We start from the raw sequence: 16,613 nt of genomic DNA, 5'->3' as shown, positions 1-16,613 counted from the left end.
GCCGGGCATGGCGATATGTCCTCACTCAGGGTCCGCGCCCTGGTTCGACGTGACCGGCGACGAGAGTCTCCTGGCTCCCGGATCCGCAGTTCCCCCGGTCTTCCAGCCCACTCGGCGTGGACCGTGACTTCCGGTGGTGGGGGACTGCTCCCCGGTGACAGTGGCGGGACCGCGCCGGATTCGCACCGGCTTCCTCTGCTGTCGCCGTAATGGCTCCGGCAGTCCACCACGCTCCGCGAACGCCAGTCAACCTACCGTTGACCTGCGACGGTGCAGTGTGCTGAGACGCACATCGGGCCGGCCGCACCCGAGGTGCGGCCGGCCCGACGCGGCGGACGGATCAGGGGCTGTGGATCAGGCGACGATCAGGTAGATCCCGTAGGCCACCGCCGCCGCGCACAGTCCGAAGCAGACGTACGCGCCCGCGCGGGCGAGCATCAGGGACCCGCCGGACTGCCCGCCCTGCTCGGCCGGTTCCGGCTGCCTGGAGAGGCCGGCGATGCCCAGGGTGAAGAGGCCCACCAGTGCGACGGTGGCGACGAGAGAGACGCCGAAGACGGTGCCGAGGGCTGCCCAGTCGATGTTCATGGAGGATCTTCCTTACACCGTGGCGGGTCGTGCCGGGTCGGCTACGGACGGGGCCGGGATGGTGGCGGTGAGGTCGTGGGCCTGGGCGGCCGCGGTGGGCGGCGGGCTGACGGCCGCGATGGCGGTGGTGATGACGCCCGCGGGTTCGGCGTCCCCGGTGACCGGAGCGCCGTCCTGGGCGCCGGGTGCGACATCGTCCTGGCCGACCGGCTTGCGGCGGGACAGGACCCAGATCGCTCCGGAGCCCGCGATCAGCAGTACGGCGACGAGTACGACACCCCAGGTGCCCTGCTTGGTGAGGAACTCCGCCCCCGCGCCGACCAGACCGGCGGCCGGCAGCGTCAGACCCCACGCGATGAACATCCGGGTGGCGGTGGACCAGCGGACCACACCGCCCCGGCGGCCGAGTCCGGCGCCCATCACGGCGCCGGAGCAGGACTGGGTGGTGGAGAGGGAGAAGCCGAGGTGCGAGGAGGCCAGGATGACCGTGGCCGCACTGGTCTGGGCGGCGAAGCCCTGCGGCGGCTTGAGCTCGGTGAGGCCGCTGCCCATGGTGCGGATGATGCGCCAGCCGCCGAGGTAGGTGCCGAGCGCGATGGCCATTCCGGCGCTGACGATGACCCAGACCGGCGGGTTCGAACCGGGGGACAGGACTCCGCCGGTGACCAGGGCCAGGGTGATGATGCCCATCGTCTTCTGTGCGTCGTTGGTGCCGTGGGCGAGGGAGACCAGCCCGGCGGAGGCGATCTGTCCGGCGCGGTAGCCCTTGGCGGTCGCCTTCTCCTGGGCGCCGCCCTGGACCTTCCCGCCGATCCGGTAGGTCAGCTTGGTGGCCAGCAGCGCGGCCAGTCCGGCGACGATCGGGGCGGCGACCGCGGGGAGCAGCACCTTGGTGACGACGGTGCCGCCGTCGACCGACGACCAGCCCGCGGACATCACCGCGGCGCCGATCAGACCGCCGAAGAGGGCGTGCGAGGAGCTGGACGGGAGCCCGACCAGCCAGGTCAGCAGATTCCACAGGATGGCGCCGACGAGCGCCGCGAAGATGACCTCGGTTCTGAGGCCGTTCTCATTGATGATCCCGCCGGAGATCGTCTTGGCGACCTCCACCGACAGGAACGCGCCGACGAGGTTGAGAACGGCGGACATCGCCACCGCTGTCTTGGGTTTGAGTGCGCCGGTCGAGATGGTGGTCGCCATCGCGTTGGCGGTGTCGTGGAAACCGTTCGTGAAATCGAACACTAGAGCTGTCACGATCACAATCGCGAGCAGCAGCGTGATGTGTTCCATTTACCCAGGCAATCGTTCGACGTCAGTGGCACGAGGAACGTAGGCAACCTGGGTGAACGGAAGATGAACTGAACAGGGCGTTGCGGTGACCCCAATCGGAGGGGCGTCGCTCTGTTTGGCCGTGGTCCGACAGGTCGGGGCGGGCAGGGGGCGGTGTGGGCCCCGAATCCGGGGCCGGCCGGTCTCCGGCGGGAGACGGAATCATGGACCGCTCATCAGTTGAAAGGATCTTCGTATGAGCGATCAGCGGCAGGATCCGGTCGAACACGCCGGGCACATCGAACACACCGGTGCCACCGACCACGCCGGAGACATCGAACGGGCCTGGGGCGCGGTCGTCGCCACCGCCCGCAGGACGGCGGCCGACGGACTGGTCGTCGGCACCTCGGGCAACGTCTCCGCGCGGGTGGGCGGCACCGTCCTGGTCACCCCGAGCGGTGTGCCGTACGACCGGCTCCGCCCAGAGGACGCGGTCGGCGTCGATCTGGAGGGCAACCAGGTCCTCGGTGAGCTGGCCCCGACCAGCGAACTTCCGCTCCATCTCGCGGTCTACCGGAACACGGCGGCGGCCGCCGTCGTGCACACCCACGCGGTGCACGCCACAGCCGTCTCCACGCTCGTCGCCGAGGTCCCGCCGATCCACTACGCGGCCGCGCTGCTGGGCGGCCCCGTCCGGGTCGCCGCCTACGCCCGGTACGGCACCGACGAGCTGGCCGCGAACATGCTGACCGCCCTGCGGGACCGCACCGGCTGCCTGCTCGGCAACCACGGAACCGTCACCTACGGAGCCACCCTCGACGAGGCGTACGACCGCACCGCCCAGCTCGAATGGCTGTGCCGCCTCTGGCTCGCCGCGAGCGCCGTCCCCGGCCGCTCCCCGGCCCTGCTCACCCCGGACCAGCTGAGCGACGTCGGGGAGGCGCTGAAGGGGTACGGGCAGCCGGACTGAGCCCGCCGGGGGCGGGGGTCGTCACCGGACGGCCCCCGCCCGCTGGCCGAGTGCGCGAGCGCCCATGAGACTGAAGCCGTGCACCCGGCAAAAGCGACGGCAGCAGTCGTCACCTCACTCCTCGGCGCCGGTGCGGCAGCGGTCGCGGCCGGCCGGTACGCCGGCGACGTCGCCCTCAAGGCGCCGTCCGGACGTCCGTTCCCCGCCGACCGCAGAGTCACCGTGCACGCGACGGCGGCCGGGCAGGTCACCCTGACCCGCTCCTTCGCCGCGCTGCGGCCCGGCACCTACGGGCTGGTCGGTGACGACGTCCACGCCGTCGTCGGCCCGGTGATCGACCAGGCCCACCAGGCCGCCGACACCGTCGTGCGCCGGCTGGAGCGCGTCAACCGCGGCACCCTGCGCCCCGGGGCCAAGGTCCGCATCACGCCCGAGCTGCACAGCGGCGACCCCACCACCGCCCTCGGCCTCGAACACCGCGAGGTCGAGATCACCGGCGAACTCGGCGCCCTGCCCGCCTGGTTCGTGCCCGGCCCCCGGGACACCTGGGTCATCACCGCGCACGGCATCGGCACCACCAGGGAACACCCCCTGAACCTGCTCGGCTTCCTGAACGGGCAGCAGCTGCCGGTGCTCGACATCGCCTACCGGGGCGACGCCGGAGCACCGCGCTCGCCGGACGGCCTCAGCCACCTCGGGGAGTCCGAATGGCGCGACCTGGACGCGGCCATCCGCTTCGCGGTGCGCTACGGCGCCGAGAAGGTCGTGCTGCACGGCTGGTCGACCGGCGCCTCCATGGCGCTCCACGCGTCCGCCAACTCCGCGCTCCGGGACCGGATCTGCGGCCTCGTCCTCGACTCCCCGGTGCTGGACTGGGCCACCACCCTGCGCGCCCTGGCCGCCGCCCGCGGGGTGCCGACCGCCCTGCTGCCCCTCGCCGTCCGCGCCGCCCAGGGACAGACCGGACTGCGCGGCACCCGGCTCCTGGACACCTCACTGCCCCTGACCCTGCACGTCCCCACCCTGATCTTCCACGGGCCCGACGACACCCTGGCACCCTGGCAGCCGTCCCGCGCGCTCGCCGCCCACCGCCCCGACCTGGTCGCCCTGCACCCCGTGGCGCAGGCTCCGCATGCGGCGATGTGGAATGCCGACCCGGTGTACTACGAGGAGACGCTGCGCCGCTTCCTCACGCCCCTGATGTGAGCTGATGCGCCGCTTCTGCCGGTTGGTCCCGGACGGTGCGGACGCCCCGGAACACCGGTGATCCGGGTTCCGTTTGGGCTTTCGGGCTGTCAGAGGCAAGACTGCTCCCCGTGACGTCCCGTACCCCGCGCGACTCCAGGCTGCGACTTGTCCGCCCGCGACCCCTCGCCACCGCTCGCAAGGCCGTGATCACCCGGCGCACCAGGCCGGCACCCCGCCCGCCCGAGGGCACCCCGCCCCGGGCGGAACTGGCCCGGCAGGCCAGGGCCGCGCTCGCCGACGCCGTGCGGATCGCCCGCTGGGCGGCCGGCGGCTCCCGCCCAGGCACCCCGCCGCTGGCCGCCACGGCACTCGAACGGGCCTCCTCCGAACTCGAGCTGTCCCCGGGCCAGGTGCGGTCCGGCTGGGACCGGGCCCGGCTGGCCGGGCTCGTCGAACTGCACGGCGACACCGCACGGCCCGGCTGGCGGCTGCGCGCCTGGGACCGCGACGACTCCGCCGTGCTCCGCGGCTGGGTGGCGCTCTTCGACGCCTGGTCCCTCGTCCACCCCGCGCCCGAGGACATCGAGTCCACCGCGGTCGCGGAGGCCGTCGAGGCCGTGCCCCAGGTGCTCTCCCTCCTCCAGCTCTCGGCGGGCCCGGTCACCGTGCCCGCCCTGCTCGACCTGCTGGGCCAGCGCGTCGCGGAACTCCACGAGGAGCGCTGCGAGGTGCCGTACGGGCCGCAGCCGCTGCCCGTCCCCGCGGAGGCGGCTCCCACCGCCCACCCGGAGGCGCTGGTCGCCCTCCTGCTGGACTGGGCCCTGGAGGGGCTCGCCGCCGTCGGCGCGCTCACCCTCGGCTCCGGGCACGCCACCCTCACCCCGCTCGGCAACTGGGCGGTCTGGGTCAAGCTGGAGCAGATCTGCGTCGCCGCCCAGAGCCCGGCCGGCAACATCGAGCAGCCCGCCGCCGACATGCTGCTCGGCTGCGCCCGGCTCACCCCCGGACCGGCCCGGGCCGAATACCGCGCCTGGCTGGCCGCCCGCCCCGTCGGCAGCGCCGTCGCCGAACTGCTCGGGGTGGCACGGGGCGAGGACGCGCTGCTGCGCGGGCTCGCCTTCGAGGCGCTCCGGGTGGTCGGCGCACCCGCGGAGCCCGAGGTGCGCTCCGTCGTGACCGACCCTTCGCTGCGCCCCTACGCGCTGCTCTGGCTCGCGGAGTACGACGGGGCCGATCCCGAGGACGCGCAGGAGGCCCTCAGCCGGGAGGAGGCCACCTGGCTCTGGGTCGACACCGCGGCGGCCGTGGCCGACCACGGCGAGACGGCGCTGCTGGTCCGCCACCTCGACTCGGCCGTGCAGGGCAGCGTCCCGGCTCTCCTCGACGAGGTGAGGGCGGTGGGCCATCCGCGCACCGTCCAGGTCCTGGTGGCGCTGGCCGCCGCGCACCCCGACCCCGCACTCGCCAAAGCGGTCCGCAAGGCGGCGTTCCAGGTGCACACCGGCGGAGCCTGAGCGGCCGGTCCGGCCGGCCGGGGGGAGACCACCGCCGGCCGGACCGCCGTCAGCCCGTCGCCGGCCCGCCGGTCCCGGCGCCGCCGTCAGCCCGCCGCCCCGGGGGCGTACGTCCCGAAGCTCCACACGTTGCCCTCCGCGTCCCGCGCCATGTAGTCGCGCGAGCCGTAGTCCTGGTCGGTGGGCGGCATCAGGATCTCCACCCCGTGCTCCACCGCCCGCGCGTGGTGCGCATCGGTGTCGTCGACCACCACGTAGACACCGACCGGCCCGGATCCCCGCATCGCCTTCGCGAAGATCCCCTCTCGGCCCTTGGAGCCCAGCATCACCCTGCCGTTCCCGCAGGACAGCTCCGCGTGCATCACGGTGCCGTCCTCGCCCTCGTACACCGCTTCCGCGGTGAAACCGAGGGCCTCCGTCAACAGCTTGATCGCGGCCTTCGCGTCGTCGTAGAGAAGCGTCGGAAACACCGACGCCGCACCTGCCGTCGAGCCCGCCATCGCGCTCACCCCTTCTCGCGTCGTCAGGACCCCGCGCCCGACTCGTGTGTGATCTGCGTCTCAGTCTCCCACCGGGCACTGACAACGCCCTGCCGGGCACCGGCGCGGAAGCGGTTCCCGCAGGTCAGCGGAGTGTGTCGCAGCCGGCCGGATCGCCGCTGCGAAATCCCGTGGTGAACCACTGCTGCCGCTGCGCCGCCGAGCCGTGCGTCCAGGACTCCGGGGTGACCCGGCCCTGGAACCTCTCCTGGATCCGGTCGTCCCCGACCGCCGCCGCCGCGTCGAGGCCGTCCCGGATGTCCGCCCCGGTCAGCTCGGTGATCAACGGCCGCCCCGTCGCCCCGTCGGGCGTCGTCGTCGCGTGGTGCGCCCAGACCCCGGCGTAACAGTCCGCCTGGAGCTCCACCTTCACCGCGTCGCTGTTCTCGCCGGTCCGCCCGTCCTGCGCCCGGCCCAGAGTCCCCAGCTGGTTCTGCACGTGGTGCCCGTACTCGTGCGCCACGACGTACGCCTGGGCGAACGGTCCGCCGCTCGCCCCGAACGTGGTCCGCAGCTCGTCGAAGAACCCCAGGTCCAGATAGACCTGCCGGTCCCCGGGGCAGTAGAACGGCCCCACGGCCGAGGTCGCGGAGCCGCAGGCGGTGCTGATCCGGTCGGTGAACAGCACCGTGCGAGCGTTCCCGTACGTGGCTCCGCGCCGGGCGAATTCCTGCTTCCAGTAGTCCTGGACGCTGTTGACCACCGCGACCGTCCGGCAGTCGTCCTTGGTGTTCGCGTCCCGGCCGGTCCGGCAGGACCGCTCGACCTGGGCGGCCGACGACGCGGTCGCGGTCGTGCCCGAGCCACCGGAGGAGAGGCCGAGCTCCTCGGGGCCTACTCCGAAGAGCAGCCCGAGGATCAGCGCGATGACCGCCGCGATGCCGCCGCCCACGGTGGCCCTGCCGCCCGGGACGCGACTGCCGCGCACATCCCGGACCTCGGACGTGTCCAGACCGGCGTCGTCGTCGAACCGCATGGCACCACCCTCTGCTCCGCGCGGCCGCGCACCGCCCTGCGCCGAGTATCGGATAGTTCATACCGCCATGCCCCTTATCGGGCCGAGGGTGGAGCCGGGCGCCGGGGAGCGGGAGCAGGCGGAAAAGCGATTGGACACCGCCAGTAGACTGGTCCTCATGGCAACTCTCCTTGTGCGTATGCGTGAGTAGCGGCGTTCGAGTCGTGAATCGCTAGCCGTTCCTCCGCCGTCCATTCCGCCCTGGAGTTTTTCCCGTGATCACCGCTTCCGGCATCGAGCTGCGCGCCGGCGCCCGCATGCTTATCGAATCCGCCTCCTTCCGCATCGCCAAGGGCGACCGCATCGGCCTCGTCGGCCGCAACGGAGCGGGCAAGACCACCCTCACCAAGTGCCTCGCGGGCGAGGGCACCCCCGCCGCCGGCACCATCACCCGCTCCGGCGAGGTCGGCTACCTCCCGCAGGACCCGCGCACCGGCGACCTCGACGTGCTCGCCCGCGACCGCGTCCTCTCCGCCCGCGGCCTCGACGAGACCCTCCGCAGGATGCGCGAGAACGAGGAGCGGATGGCGAACGGCAAGGGCGCCACCCGCGAGAAGGCGATGAAGAAGTACGAGCGCCTGGAGACGGAGTTCCTCACCAAGGGCGGATACGCCGCAGAGGCCGAGGCCGCCACCATCGCCGCGGCCCTCAGCCTGCCCGACCGGGTGCTCGCCCAGCCGCTCCACACCCTCTCCGGCGGTCAGCGCCGCCGTGTCGAGCTCGCCAGGATCCTCTTCTCGGACGCCGACACCCTGCTCCTCGACGAGCCCACCAACCACCTCGACGCCGACTCCATCGTCTGGCTGCGCGACTACCTCCGGAGCTACCGAGGCGGCTTCGTCGTGATCTCCCACGACGAGGACCTGGTCCAGACCGTCGTCAACAAGGTCTTCTACCTCGACGCCAACCGCTCCCAGATCGACGTCTACAACATGGGCTGGAAGCTCTACCAGCAGCAGCGCGAGGCCGACGAGAAGCGCCGCAAGCGCGAGCGCCAGAACGCCGAGAAGAAGGCCGCCACCCTCAACGCCCAGGCCGACAAGATGCGCGCCAAGGCCACCAAGACCGTGGCCGCGCAGAACATGGCCAAGCGCGCCGACCGGCTGCTCTCCGGCCTGGAGGCCGTGCGGGTCTCCGACAAGGTCGCCAAGCTGCGCTTCCCCGACCCCTCCCCGTGCGGCAAGACCCCGCTGATGGCGGAGGGCCTCTCCAAGTCCTACGGATCGCTGGAGATCTTCACCGACGTCGGCCTCGCCATCGACAAGGGCTCCCGGGTCGTCATCCTCGGCCTCAACGGCGCGGGCAAGACCACGCTGCTGCGGCTCCTCGGCGGTGCGGAGAAGCCCGACACCGGCGAGATCATCGAGGGCCACGGACTCAAGCTCGGCTACTACGCCCAGGAGCACGAGACCCTCGACCCGGACCGCACCGTCCTGGAGAACATGCGCTCCGCCGCGCCCGACCTCGACCTCGTCGCGGTCCGCAAGACGCTCGGCTCGTTCCTCTTCTCCGGTGACGACGTCGACAAGCCGGCGGGCGTGCTCTCCGGCGGCGAGAAGACCCGGCTCGCCCTGGCGACGCTGGTGGTCTCCTCCGCCAACGTGCTCCTGCTCGACGAGCCCACCAACAACCTCGACCCGGCCAGCCGCGAGGAGATCCTCGGCGCGCTGCGCACGTACAAGGGCGCCGTCGTCCTCGTCACGCACGACGAGGGCGCGGTCGAGGCGCTCCAGCCCGAGCGCATCATCCTGCTGCCCGACGGGGTCGAGGACCTGTGGGGTGCGGACTACCGGGACCTGGTCTCGCTGGCCTGACCCGGTACGGCCGTCCATTGATCCACTCCCACTGGATCATTCGGCCTACGCGTGATCCATCATCTGCGTGAGTACGTCTCGTACCTCGGCGCGGCGCCCGGCAGATACCTGCCGGGCGCACCCATTTCCGGGTGCAAAACCCGCGCGGCCCTGACCTGGACGTTTTTCCCGAAGGGCTCCCCAGAGGCCCTCCGGGGCCCCGCGGAATGCGGAATTCCGATCAGTCCGGCGCACTCCCGGGGCGTGAATCCGGTTGCACGGACCTTGCCGAATGGGTGGCCAGGAAGCGCCGGAGGGGTGATCATGAGAGTCCAGAGCGCACTTCCCACGAGGAGGCACGGGTGGCCGAGACTCTGAAGAAGGGCAGCCGGGTAACCGGCGCCGCGCGCGACAAGCTCGCGGCAGACCTGAAGAAGAAGTACGACTCCGGTGCGAGCATCCGGGCGCTGGCCGAGGAAACCGGCCGCTCCTACGGATTCGTCCACCGGATGCTCAGTGAGTCCGGAGTGACGCTGCGAGGACGCGGCGGCGCGACACGAGGAAAGAAGGCCGCGACGGCCTGACAGCCGTCGGCGGGCCGGGGCGGATCGTCCGATCCCCTCCGTGGCCCACCGGTTCGGTGGTGGCCACCCGGTCGATCGTATGGTCGATCGGGTGGTTACTGTTCAGTCACTTAGCTCTGTGCTGACTGCACCCGATCCGGAGGCGCTTCATGACCTCGCTCGACACTGTGCTCGACAAGGACGGCGTACGACTCACCGTCGATGACGCGGTTGCCACGGTGACCCTCACCAATCCGGCCAAGCGCAACGCTCAGTCCCCCGCTCTGTGGCGGGCGTTGACAGAGGCCGGACGGGCCCTGCCCGGCAGTGTGCGGGTCGTCGTGCTGCGCGGCGAAGGTGTGTCCTTCTCCGCCGGCCTCGACCGCCAGGCGTTCACCCCCGAGGGCTTCGACGGCGAGCCGTCCTTCCTCGACATGGGGCGCGGCCCGGAGGCCGAGCTCGACGCGGTCATCGCCGAGTACCAGTCCGCGTTCACCTGGTGGCGCCGCAACGACCTCGTGTCGATCGCGGCCGTCCAGGGGCACGCCATCGGTGCGGGCTTCCAGCTCGCCCTCGCCTGCGATCTGCGGATCGTCGCCGAGGACGTGCAGTTCGCCATGCGCGAGACCAGCCTCGGTCTGGTGCCCGACCTCACCGGCACGCACCCCCTGGTGCACCTGGTGGGGTACGCACGCGCGCTCGAAATCTGCGCCACCGGCCGCTTCGTGCACGCCGAGGAGGCCGAGCGCACCGGACTGGCCAACCTCGTGGTGCCCGCGGCGGAGCTCGACGGAGCCGCCCGCGACCTGGCCGGCGCCCTGCTGGCCGCCCCGCGCGACGCCCTCGTCGAGACCAAGGCCCTGCTGAGCGGCGCCCTCTCGCGTACGTACGAGGAGCAGCGCACCGCTGAACGGGCCGCGCAGGGCCGTCGGCTGCGCGATCTGGCGGGCGCCTCCGACTGACCCGTCACCCGGCCGGGGGCATCCCGCCTCCGGCTTTTCGGCGCACCGGCCCCAGCCCTGGTGCGCCCGGCTCAGCCCTCCGACGTGCCCGGGGCAGCGCCCGGCGTACCCGGCCCGGCCGTGGGCCCCGTCACCGCCGTGACCAGCACCGCGACCGGCGGATGCCCGTCCACCGCTTCCGTCACCGCCGCCCGCACCGCGCGTGCCACGTCGAGCGCGCGGTGGCCGTCGTCCGTGGCCAGCTCGACCCGTACGTGATCCGCGCCCGTGTGTACCGCCGGGCCCAGCACCCGGGTCAGCGTCGAGACACCGGCCACCCCGGCAGCCGCCAGGCCCGCCGTGCCCTCGGGATGCGCCGCGCGCACCCCGTCCGGCTCCGGCGCCGGCCGCTCCGGCTCGGTGTCCAGCAGCTCCGTCACCTGGAGATCCACCTCGCAGACCTCCAGGCCGAGCCGGAGCGAGGCCGCCGCCAGCAGCGCGGAGCGCAGCGCCGCCGCGGCGGCCGGCAACGGCTGGTCGGCCGTCGCCGCCATGGTCGCCTCGATCCGCAGCGGGCCCGGCGGCAGCGCACTCGGGGGAGCCGGCACCCGAGCGCCGGGGGCCGTGCCCGGATCGGCCACCGCGATCCTCAGCTCACCGAGCACCGGCCCAGGCCCCCGGCCGCGTACCGCCCGTCGCAGCACCGCGACCGCGGCCCGTTCCGAGATCCAGGCCCCGTCCGCCGGACCGCCGAGCGGGAGCAGCCGGCCCAGGCCGAGTCGTTGCCGAACCGCAGCCGTCCATCCGTCGGCCCTGTTCGGGCTGTCAGCCGTCGTCATTCCCTCAGCCTGCCGCATCCACGGCGCGAGACGGGGCAAGCGCACCTAATGTGGGCAATGAAGTCCATTCCTGCCCCCGAAGGGAAGAGCGGCGATGACCGAGACCCCACAGCGGAACCGGCCCGAGAACCCCGACAAGGACGCGAGCTCGTCACTGACCAAGCGTGGTGGGGGAGACCCCGGCACCCGCGGCCGTACGACGATCGCGGACGGGGTGGTCGAGAAGATCGCCGGAATGGCGGCACGCGATGTGGTCGGCGTGCACGCGATGGGCAGCGGCCTCTCCCGCACCTTCGGCGCGGTGCGCGACCGGGTGCCCGGCGGCGGCAAGTCCGTCACCCGGGGCGTGAAGGCCGAGGTCGGTGAGTCGCAGACGGCCCTCGATCTGGAGATCGTCGTCGACTACGGCGTGTCGATCGCCGATGTCGCCCGTGACGTACGGGAGAACGTGGTCGCGGCCGTCGAGCGGATGACGGGTCTCGAAGTCGTCGAGGTCAACATCGCGGTGAGCGATGTGAAGCTGCCCGACGAGGATGACGACGACGATCAGCCCGAGCCACGTCTCCAGTAGTCCTCCGGTCCGAGGTAGTTGAGGAGCGCACGATGAGCATGGCTGTGGTCGGCATGGTGGCGGGCATGGCGCTCGGATTCGCCGGATATTTCGGCGGGTTCGGGGCCTTCCTGCTGGTGGCCGCGTTGGGGGCGGTCGGCTTCATCGCCGGCCGCTTCCTCGACGGTGATCTGGAGCCCGGCGACTTCTTCCGGAGTCGCGATCGCGGCGACCGACGGCGGTGACGGCCGTGTCGGGGGCGGGCGACCGGGTCGCCGCCGCGGAGCGGGGGGAGACCCGGATCGCCGACCGGGTGGTCGCGAAGATCGCCGCCCAGGCGGCGAAGGAGGCCGTCGACGAGCCGGCCGAGGAGGGCGCGTCGCCGCGCGCCACGGTCACGGTGCACCGTGACACCGCCCGGGTACGGGTGAGCCTCGAGCTCGGATATCCCAGCGACATCGGCCGCCAGTGCGGCGCGGTGCGTCAGCGGGTCGCGATGCGGGTAAAGGCGTTGGCGGGGATGGAGGTGCCCGAAGTGGCCGTACAGGTCGAACGCCTGCACCCCTCAGGAGCGAGCCTCGCGGTGCAGGGGAGGATCCGATGACCGAGCCCCAGAACCCGGAACACAGCACGCAGCGTCTGCCCACGGTCCAGCCGGTGGAGCGCGGGGACGTGCTCGAACTGGACCAGTCCGCCTCGGGCGCGTCCTACGAGCCGGTGCCCGCCAAGGACCGGGGCGAGGGCGGCGGCGGCCGCTTCTGGTCCGCCCGCCGGGTGCCGGCCGGCATCCTCGCGCTGGTGGTACTCGGCGGCGCCGGACTCCTGCTGTACGACGTGGCGGCGGTCCGGGCCGGCCATCCGGCGATGCAGTGGCGCCGCACGCTGGCCGACGAGCTGGCGCGGCGGCCCGTGAACGACGTCTGGGTACTGACCGGCGCGGCGGTCGCGGCGGCGATCGGCCTCTGGCTGATCCTCCTCGCGCTCACGCCCGGACTCCGCGATCTGCTGCCGATGCGCCGCGACCGCCCGGACGTCCGGGCCGCGCTCGACCGGACAGCGGCGGCGATGGTCCTGCGCGACCGGGCTGTCGAGGTGTCCGGCGTGCAGTCGGTCCGGGTCCGGATGCGCCGGAGCAAGGCGAAGGTGCGGGCCGTCTCGCACTTCCGTGAACTCGACGACGTACGGGCAGACCTGGACACCGCGCTCTCGACGGGCATCGCGGAACTCGGCCTGTCGAGGCCGCCCGGTCTGTCCGTCCATGTCCGCCGTCCGGCGAAGAAGGGGTGAGCGGCGTGCGCAGGACCGTCAACCGGGTACTGCTGGGCCTCGCCGGGCTGGTGCTGGTCTGCGTCGGCGGTGGAGTGCTGGCCGCCGCCACCGGGCTCTCCGTCCCGTCCTGGTGGCCGTGGTCGGGGAAGAACGACGTACTGCTCAGCGAGGCCGACCGCACCCGCTGGCGTGCGGACGGCTGGTGGTGGCCGACGGTGATCGCGGTCCTCGCCGTCCTCGTCGTGCTCGCCCTGTGGTGGCTGCTGGCCCAGCTGCGCCGGGCCCGGCTCTCCGAGGTGCTGGTGGACAGCGGGGACGGTGAGGGCGCACTGCTGCGCGGCCGGGCCCTGGAGGGCGCGCTCGCCGCGGAGGCGGGCGGCCTGGACGGGGTGTCCCGGGCTCAGGTCGTACTGACCGGGAAGCGCAGCGCACCGCGGGCCAGGATCCGGCTGCTGGTGGAGCCGCACGCGGCGCCGGACGAGGCGCTGGGCCGGCTGACCGACGAGGCGCTGGCCCATGCCAGGGATTCCGCGGGGCTGGACCGGCTGCCCGCCGAGGTACGGCTCAGGGCGGTCAAGCACCGCGCGGAGCGGGTGAGCTGACGGGCGGTACGGGACACGACGACGCGCGATACGGGCGGTACGGGACACGACGGCGGGCGGGCCGGAGGGGTCATCATCCGGCCCGCCCGCCGCGTCCGTACCAGCCGCCGCGTCCGTACCAGCCGTCGGGCCGGACCGGTCAGAAGCCGTGCCGGGAGCCGCCGTCGACCGGGACCATGATCCCGGTCAGATACGAGGCGGCGGGCGAGAGCAGGAAGGCCGCCGTCCGGCCGAACTCCTGCGGGGTGCCGTAGCGGCGCAGCGGGATGCGCGCCTCGTTGGCCGTGCGCGAGGCCTCCGCGTCGCCCGAGAGCGCATCCAGTTCACGGACCCGGTCCGTGTCGATCCGGGCCGGCAGCACGCCCACCACCCGGATGCCGCGCGGGCCCAGCTCATTGGCCAGCGACTTGGCGAACCCGGCCAGTCCGGGGCGCAGACCGTTGGAGATGGTCAGTCCGCCGATCGGCTCGTGGACGGAGCCGGAGAGCACGAAGCCGATGACCCCGCCGTCGCCGAGCGCTGCGGCGGCCACCCGGGCGAGCCGTACCGCGCCCAGGAAGACCGATTCGAAGGCCGACTCCCACTGCTCGTCGGTGTTGTCCGCGGCGGAACCGGGCGCCGGACCGCCGACGCTGATGAGGATGCCGTCGAGCCGGCCGCACCCTTCCAACGCGGTGTCCACCAGCCGCTGCGCCACGGACGGGTCGGCGTTGTCGGCGGCGAGCCCGACGGCGTCCGGGCCCAGGTCGTCGGCGGCGGCCCGGACGCTCTTCTCGTCCCGGCCGGTGATGATCACCTTCGCGCCGTCGTCCACCAGCGCCTGCGCCGTGGCGTTGCCCAGTCCCCGGGTCGCCCCGGTGACGATGTACACGCGGTCCTTCAGTCCAAGATCCATGGCTCTATCCTGCCGCCTTGTCCGGCGCGGTAGGTTCCCCTGGCTGTAAGTTCCCTTGGCTGTTGGCCACTGGCTGTGCCGTGACCTGCGGGTTCAGATCTGCTCCCCAGGGCTTGGCCACGGTTTTCCCATGCTGGCGTCATTTTCCTCCGGGCAGTCGTTCGCTGCTTCGCCAGCGGTACTGGCTCATGCCGTGGCCGTCGACGTACTCGCTGATGGTGCGGTAGTACACCGCCACCAGCAGCACCCGTTCAGCCCTCAACACCCCACCCATACGGGAGAAATGCCCAGAATCAATCCTTCTGTGGCACCCTTTGGATCCCGGTCGCAGCGGAGTCGGCGACTCGGATCAGGCGGCGCCATCCGGACAGGTCCAGTGCGCGATTCTCATGGTGCGGATGTCGACGTCGACATCGATGGGCTTCGAGTCGGCACTGCTGGTGACACGCGCCCGGACGGTGTCGACGTCCACGCTGCGTGGGACGCCTACGGAGAACGTCGTATCGGGACCGACGTAGCCGCAGATGGCTGCCCGTCCATCGTCCTGCGCGATTACATGGACTTGTGCCTCTTTGAGCGCGGAGGCCGTGAAGTACATGGCCAGGAGTTTCGACAGTTGAGTGGCCGAATCCCCGGCGCTGAGGGCTTCGGGCAGTGCGGAATAGTACGCGCCCAGTTTTTCTCGGGCCTTCTGCTGCCCGCGGGTCTCCGCCGGTTGAGCGGCAGCCGACGTCGGCTGCCCTGCGTCCGTCGAATTCCACAGGAGAACCGCGGCGAACGCCGCAGCGGCAATCGCGGCCGATCCCGCGGTGAAGGTTCGTCTGCGCCGGCTCCTGCGGGAGGCCCGCTGCCGGACCGCCCGGCCGGACATCCGCCGTTCGACCGGGATGCTGTCGAACTGGGGCGTATTTCTGTCGATCCACTCCCTCACCCCGTCCTCATCCGACATGGTCCGCCTCCTTGCCCGCCCTGCCCGCCGAATTCTGCGATTCTTCCGTCGCATCCTCAGCCGACGCGGACAGCTGCACGGCGAGCGATCTCCGCCCGCGGGCCAGCCAGGTTCTGACGCTGCCGGCCGGCCAGCCTGTCTCGGCACTGATCTGCTCGACACTCAGATCGCACAGGTAGTAGAGGGCGACGACACTCCTGTGGTTCTTCGGGAGTTTCCGAAGAGCGTCCACGATCACGACATGCTCCGGGGACGGCTCTTCGACGTGCGTCTGTTCATGGTGATGCTGCATGAGCTGCATCCCGCGCCGAAGACGACGGAAACGCGAGACGGCGAGCCGCCAGGCGGTAGTGCGGATCCACGCCTCCTGGGAAGGGGCGCCCGAGAATCTTCCGCGCCGGTCCCAGGCTTTGATGAACGCCTCCTGGACGACGTCCTGCGCCTCGGCCAGATCACCGGTCATCGCGTAAAGCTGACGGACAAGCCTGGGATACGCCGTCGCGTAGAAATCGTCGAACTCCTCTTCCACCGAACCCATTGCCACGCTTCCCGCCATTCGTATCGATCCACAGAATGGCTATGGGGTCCCCTGCGAAGGGATGACGCGCGGGAGACCTCTACGCGCTACAGCCCATGCACGTGATGTGTGTCACGCCATCCAGGTGTCGCGGCGGGGATTCCTTCCTACGTATCCCTCACGTCCGTCTCGAACAACAGCAAAGGAAACACTCATGCGCCACGCCGCACGCCGTAAGCCAGGCAGGGCCGGCACAACGATCAAGGCCACCGCTGTCAGCGCCTTCGCTCTCGGCAGTCTGGTCCTGACGGTGGAGTCGCAGGCCCACGCCGCCACGGAGACCTCCCACTCCACCGCGCAGAACGACTCCGTCCGCGCCGAGAAGGAGAAGGCTGTCGCGGTGGCGCGTGCCTCACATGGTTCGTCTTCCGTTCTGAGCGAGGCGGAGGTCCGCGCCCTGAAGGAGAAGGCTGTCGCGGTGGCGCGTGCCTCACATGGTTCGTCTTCCGTTCTGAGCGAGGCGGAGGTCCGCGCCCTGAAGGAGAAGGCCGTCGCGGTGGCGCGCGCCTCACATCACTGATCACCCCGACGCGTCGGCCTTGCCGTGTCCGC

21 protein-coding genes and 1 riboswitch are annotated in these 16,613 nt (G+C 71.9%); of the genes, 12 read left to right on the top strand and 9 right to left on the bottom strand.

Going from position 1 to position 16,613, the window contains the following annotated elements; translation table 11 throughout:
* Nucleotides 1-63 precede the first annotated feature (63 nt).
* Nucleotides 64-197, bottom strand: a riboswitch (cobalamin riboswitch).
* 157 nt (nucleotides 198-354) lie between these two features.
* Together OG892_RS08040 and OG892_RS08035 are read right to left on the bottom strand one after the other, a co-directional pair.
* Nucleotides 355-588, bottom strand: coding sequence for a hypothetical protein (locus tag OG892_RS08040; RefSeq protein ID WP_073735285.1), 234 nt, complete (start codon nucleotides 586-588; stop codon nucleotides 355-357).
* A gap of 12 nt (nucleotides 589-600) precedes the next feature.
* Entirely contained in the window at nucleotides 601-1,878 is a 1,278-nt protein-coding gene (locus OG892_RS08035; protein WP_073735284.1) for an inorganic phosphate transporter, read from the bottom strand.
* Between the two features lie 235 nt (nucleotides 1,879-2,113).
* Here OG892_RS08035 and OG892_RS08030 point away from each other — a divergent pair, with 235 nt between their 5' ends.
* The 3 genes from OG892_RS08030 (at nucleotide 2,114) to OG892_RS08020 (ending at nucleotide 5,529) form a co-directional block, all read left to right on the top strand.
* Nucleotides 2,114-2,827, top strand: coding sequence for a class II aldolase/adducin family protein (locus OG892_RS08030; RefSeq protein WP_328867528.1), 714 nt, complete (start codon nucleotides 2,114-2,116; stop codon nucleotides 2,825-2,827).
* A gap of 78 nt (nucleotides 2,828-2,905) precedes the next feature.
* Nucleotides 2,906-4,033 carry an alpha/beta hydrolase gene (locus tag OG892_RS08025; RefSeq protein ID WP_073735282.1) on the top strand — a complete coding sequence of 376 codons (1,128 nt, stop codon included), beginning with the start codon at nucleotides 2,906-2,908 and terminating at the stop codon, nucleotides 4,031-4,033.
* Nucleotides 4,034-4,218: 185 nt separating this feature from the next.
* On the top strand, nucleotides 4,219-5,529 hold the full coding sequence (locus OG892_RS08020) for a hypothetical protein (protein WP_327340528.1): 1,311 nt from the start codon (nucleotides 4,219-4,221) through the stop codon (nucleotides 5,527-5,529).
* Between the two features lie 86 nt (nucleotides 5,530-5,615).
* On the opposite strand, the gene OG892_RS08015 is transcribed toward OG892_RS08020, so the two are convergent.
* Together OG892_RS08015 and OG892_RS08010 are read right to left on the bottom strand one after the other, a co-directional pair.
* Nucleotides 5,616-6,029, bottom strand: a complete 414-nt coding sequence (locus tag OG892_RS08015) for a VOC family protein (protein WP_371628778.1) — start codon at nucleotides 6,027-6,029, stop codon at nucleotides 5,616-5,618.
* Between the two features lie 124 nt (nucleotides 6,030-6,153).
* The gene (locus tag OG892_RS08010; RefSeq protein ID WP_371628777.1) at nucleotides 6,154-7,044 is read right to left on the bottom strand and encodes a neutral zinc metallopeptidase; all 891 of its coding nucleotides are present in this window, start codon (nucleotides 7,042-7,044) and stop codon (nucleotides 6,154-6,156) included.
* A 254-nt stretch (nucleotides 7,045-7,298) separates the two neighbouring features.
* Between OG892_RS08010 and OG892_RS08005 the strand changes: the two genes are divergently transcribed.
* The 3 genes from OG892_RS08005 to OG892_RS07995 all read left to right on the top strand — a co-directional run bounded on the left by OG892_RS08005 (nucleotide 7,299) and on the right by OG892_RS07995 (nucleotide 10,401).
* Nucleotides 7,299-8,897, top strand: coding sequence for an ABC-F family ATP-binding cassette domain-containing protein (locus OG892_RS08005; RefSeq protein WP_073735278.1), 1,599 nt, complete (start codon nucleotides 7,299-7,301; stop codon nucleotides 8,895-8,897).
* A gap of 341 nt (nucleotides 8,898-9,238) precedes the next feature.
* Nucleotides 9,239-9,460, top strand: coding sequence for a helix-turn-helix domain-containing protein (locus OG892_RS08000; RefSeq protein WP_018518904.1), 222 nt, complete (start codon nucleotides 9,239-9,241; stop codon nucleotides 9,458-9,460).
* A 149-nt stretch (nucleotides 9,461-9,609) separates the two neighbouring features.
* Nucleotides 9,610-10,401, top strand: coding sequence for an enoyl-CoA hydratase/isomerase family protein (locus OG892_RS07995; protein WP_328867531.1), 792 nt, complete (start codon nucleotides 9,610-9,612; stop codon nucleotides 10,399-10,401).
* Between the two features lie 71 nt (nucleotides 10,402-10,472).
* Here the strand turns inward: OG892_RS07995 and OG892_RS07990 are convergent, their stop codons facing one another.
* A complete protein-coding gene (locus tag OG892_RS07990; RefSeq protein ID WP_371628776.1) occupies nucleotides 10,473-11,219 on the bottom strand; it encodes a hypothetical protein in 747 nt (248 codons plus the stop codon).
* A 94-nt stretch (nucleotides 11,220-11,313) separates the two neighbouring features.
* Here OG892_RS07990 and OG892_RS07985 point away from each other — a divergent pair, with 94 nt between their 5' ends.
* From OG892_RS07985 to amaP, 5 genes are read left to right on the top strand one after another with little or no spacing between them, the layout of a single operon-like run.
* The gene (locus OG892_RS07985) at nucleotides 11,314-11,790 is read left to right on the top strand and encodes an Asp23/Gls24 family envelope stress response protein (protein ID WP_073735274.1); all 477 of its coding nucleotides are present in this window, start codon (nucleotides 11,314-11,316) and stop codon (nucleotides 11,788-11,790) included.
* 32 nt (nucleotides 11,791-11,822) lie between these two features.
* A complete protein-coding gene (locus OG892_RS07980) occupies nucleotides 11,823-12,014 on the top strand; it encodes a hypothetical protein (RefSeq protein ID WP_073735273.1) in 192 nt (63 codons plus the stop codon).
* Entirely contained in the window at nucleotides 12,011-12,373 is a 363-nt protein-coding gene (locus tag OG892_RS07975; RefSeq protein ID WP_073735272.1) for an Asp23/Gls24 family envelope stress response protein, read from the top strand. Before OG892_RS07980 ends, OG892_RS07975 begins: the two co-directional genes overlap by 4 nt.
* Nucleotides 12,370-13,056: a DUF6286 domain-containing protein gene (locus OG892_RS07970; RefSeq protein WP_327336259.1), complete on the top strand. Its 687-nt coding sequence runs from the start codon at nucleotides 12,370-12,372 to the stop codon at nucleotides 13,054-13,056. Before OG892_RS07975 ends, OG892_RS07970 begins: the two co-directional genes overlap by 4 nt.
* Nucleotides 13,053-13,640, top strand: a complete 588-nt coding sequence (gene amaP, locus OG892_RS07965) for an alkaline shock response membrane anchor protein AmaP (RefSeq protein ID WP_073735270.1) — start codon at nucleotides 13,053-13,055, stop codon at nucleotides 13,638-13,640. Before OG892_RS07970 ends, amaP begins: the two co-directional genes overlap by 4 nt.
* Before the next feature lie 139 nt (nucleotides 13,641-13,779).
* Here the strand turns inward: amaP and OG892_RS07960 are convergent, their stop codons facing one another.
* The 4 genes from OG892_RS07960 to OG892_RS07945 form a co-directional block, all read right to left on the bottom strand.
* On the bottom strand, nucleotides 13,780-14,535 hold the full coding sequence (locus tag OG892_RS07960; protein WP_073735269.1) for an SDR family oxidoreductase: 756 nt from the start codon (nucleotides 14,533-14,535) through the stop codon (nucleotides 13,780-13,782).
* Between the two features lie 139 nt (nucleotides 14,536-14,674).
* Nucleotides 14,675-14,797 (bottom strand): hypothetical protein, encoded by a 123-nt coding sequence (locus OG892_RS07955; protein ID WP_371628775.1) that lies wholly within the window; start codon nucleotides 14,795-14,797, stop codon nucleotides 14,675-14,677.
* Nucleotides 14,798-14,884: 87 nt separating this feature from the next.
* Nucleotides 14,885-15,484, bottom strand: a complete 600-nt coding sequence (locus OG892_RS07950; protein WP_328867534.1) for a hypothetical protein — start codon at nucleotides 15,482-15,484, stop codon at nucleotides 14,885-14,887.
* Nucleotides 15,474-16,040: a SigE family RNA polymerase sigma factor gene (locus OG892_RS07945; RefSeq protein WP_079193388.1), complete on the bottom strand. Its 567-nt coding sequence runs from the start codon at nucleotides 16,038-16,040 to the stop codon at nucleotides 15,474-15,476. The genes OG892_RS07950 and OG892_RS07945 overlap by 11 nt, the downstream gene beginning before the upstream one ends.
* A gap of 175 nt (nucleotides 16,041-16,215) precedes the next feature.
* Here OG892_RS07945 and OG892_RS07940 point away from each other — a divergent pair, with 175 nt between their 5' ends.
* Nucleotides 16,216-16,581: a hypothetical protein gene (locus tag OG892_RS07940; protein ID WP_073735266.1), complete on the top strand. Its 366-nt coding sequence runs from the start codon at nucleotides 16,216-16,218 to the stop codon at nucleotides 16,579-16,581.
* The last annotated feature ends 32 nt before the right edge of the window (nucleotides 16,582-16,613 follow it).

The organism is Streptomyces sp. NBC_00341 (genome assembly GCF_041435055.1).
GTDB lineage: Bacteria > Actinomycetota > Actinomycetes > Streptomycetales > Streptomycetaceae > Streptomyces.
Note: the sequence above shows the minus strand (reverse complement) of the source record. Positions and strands in the feature narration are given on the sequence as shown.

Coding starts and splice junctions, on each gene's coding strand:
- OG892_RS08040 (WP_073735285.1), bottom strand. CDS start 588: ATGAACATCGACTGGGCAGCCCTCGGCACCGTCTTCGGCGTCTCTCTC.
- OG892_RS08035 (WP_073735284.1), bottom strand. CDS start 1,878: ATGGAACACATCACGCTGCTGCTCGCGATTGTGATCGTGACAGCTCTA.
- OG892_RS08030 (WP_328867528.1), top strand. CDS start 2,114: ATGAGCGATCAGCGGCAGGATCCGGTCGAACACGCCGGGCACATCGAA.
- OG892_RS08015 (WP_371628778.1), bottom strand. CDS start 6,029: ATGGCGGGCTCGACGGCAGGTGCGGCGTCGGTGTTTCCGACGCTTCTC.
- OG892_RS08010 (WP_371628777.1), bottom strand. CDS start 7,044: ATGCGGTTCGACGACGACGCCGGTCTGGACACGTCCGAGGTCCGGGAT.
- OG892_RS07995 (WP_328867531.1), top strand. CDS start 9,610: ATGACCTCGCTCGACACTGTGCTCGACAAGGACGGCGTACGACTCACC.
- OG892_RS07990 (WP_371628776.1), bottom strand. CDS start 11,219: ATGACGACGGCTGACAGCCCGAACAGGGCCGACGGATGGACGGCTGCG.
- OG892_RS07985 (WP_073735274.1), top strand. CDS start 11,314: ATGACCGAGACCCCACAGCGGAACCGGCCCGAGAACCCCGACAAGGAC.
- OG892_RS07980 (WP_073735273.1), top strand. CDS start 11,823: ATGAGCATGGCTGTGGTCGGCATGGTGGCGGGCATGGCGCTCGGATTC.
- OG892_RS07970 (WP_327336259.1), top strand. CDS start 12,370: ATGACCGAGCCCCAGAACCCGGAACACAGCACGCAGCGTCTGCCCACG.
- OG892_RS07960 (WP_073735269.1), bottom strand. CDS start 14,535: ATGGATCTTGGACTGAAGGACCGCGTGTACATCGTCACCGGGGCGACC.
- OG892_RS07950 (WP_328867534.1), bottom strand. CDS start 15,484: ATGTCGGATGAGGACGGGGTGAGGGAGTGGATCGACAGAAATACGCCC.
- OG892_RS07945 (WP_079193388.1), bottom strand. CDS start 16,040: ATGGCGGGAAGCGTGGCAATGGGTTCGGTGGAAGAGGAGTTCGACGAT.
- OG892_RS07940 (WP_073735266.1), top strand. CDS start 16,216: ATGCGCCACGCCGCACGCCGTAAGCCAGGCAGGGCCGGCACAACGATC.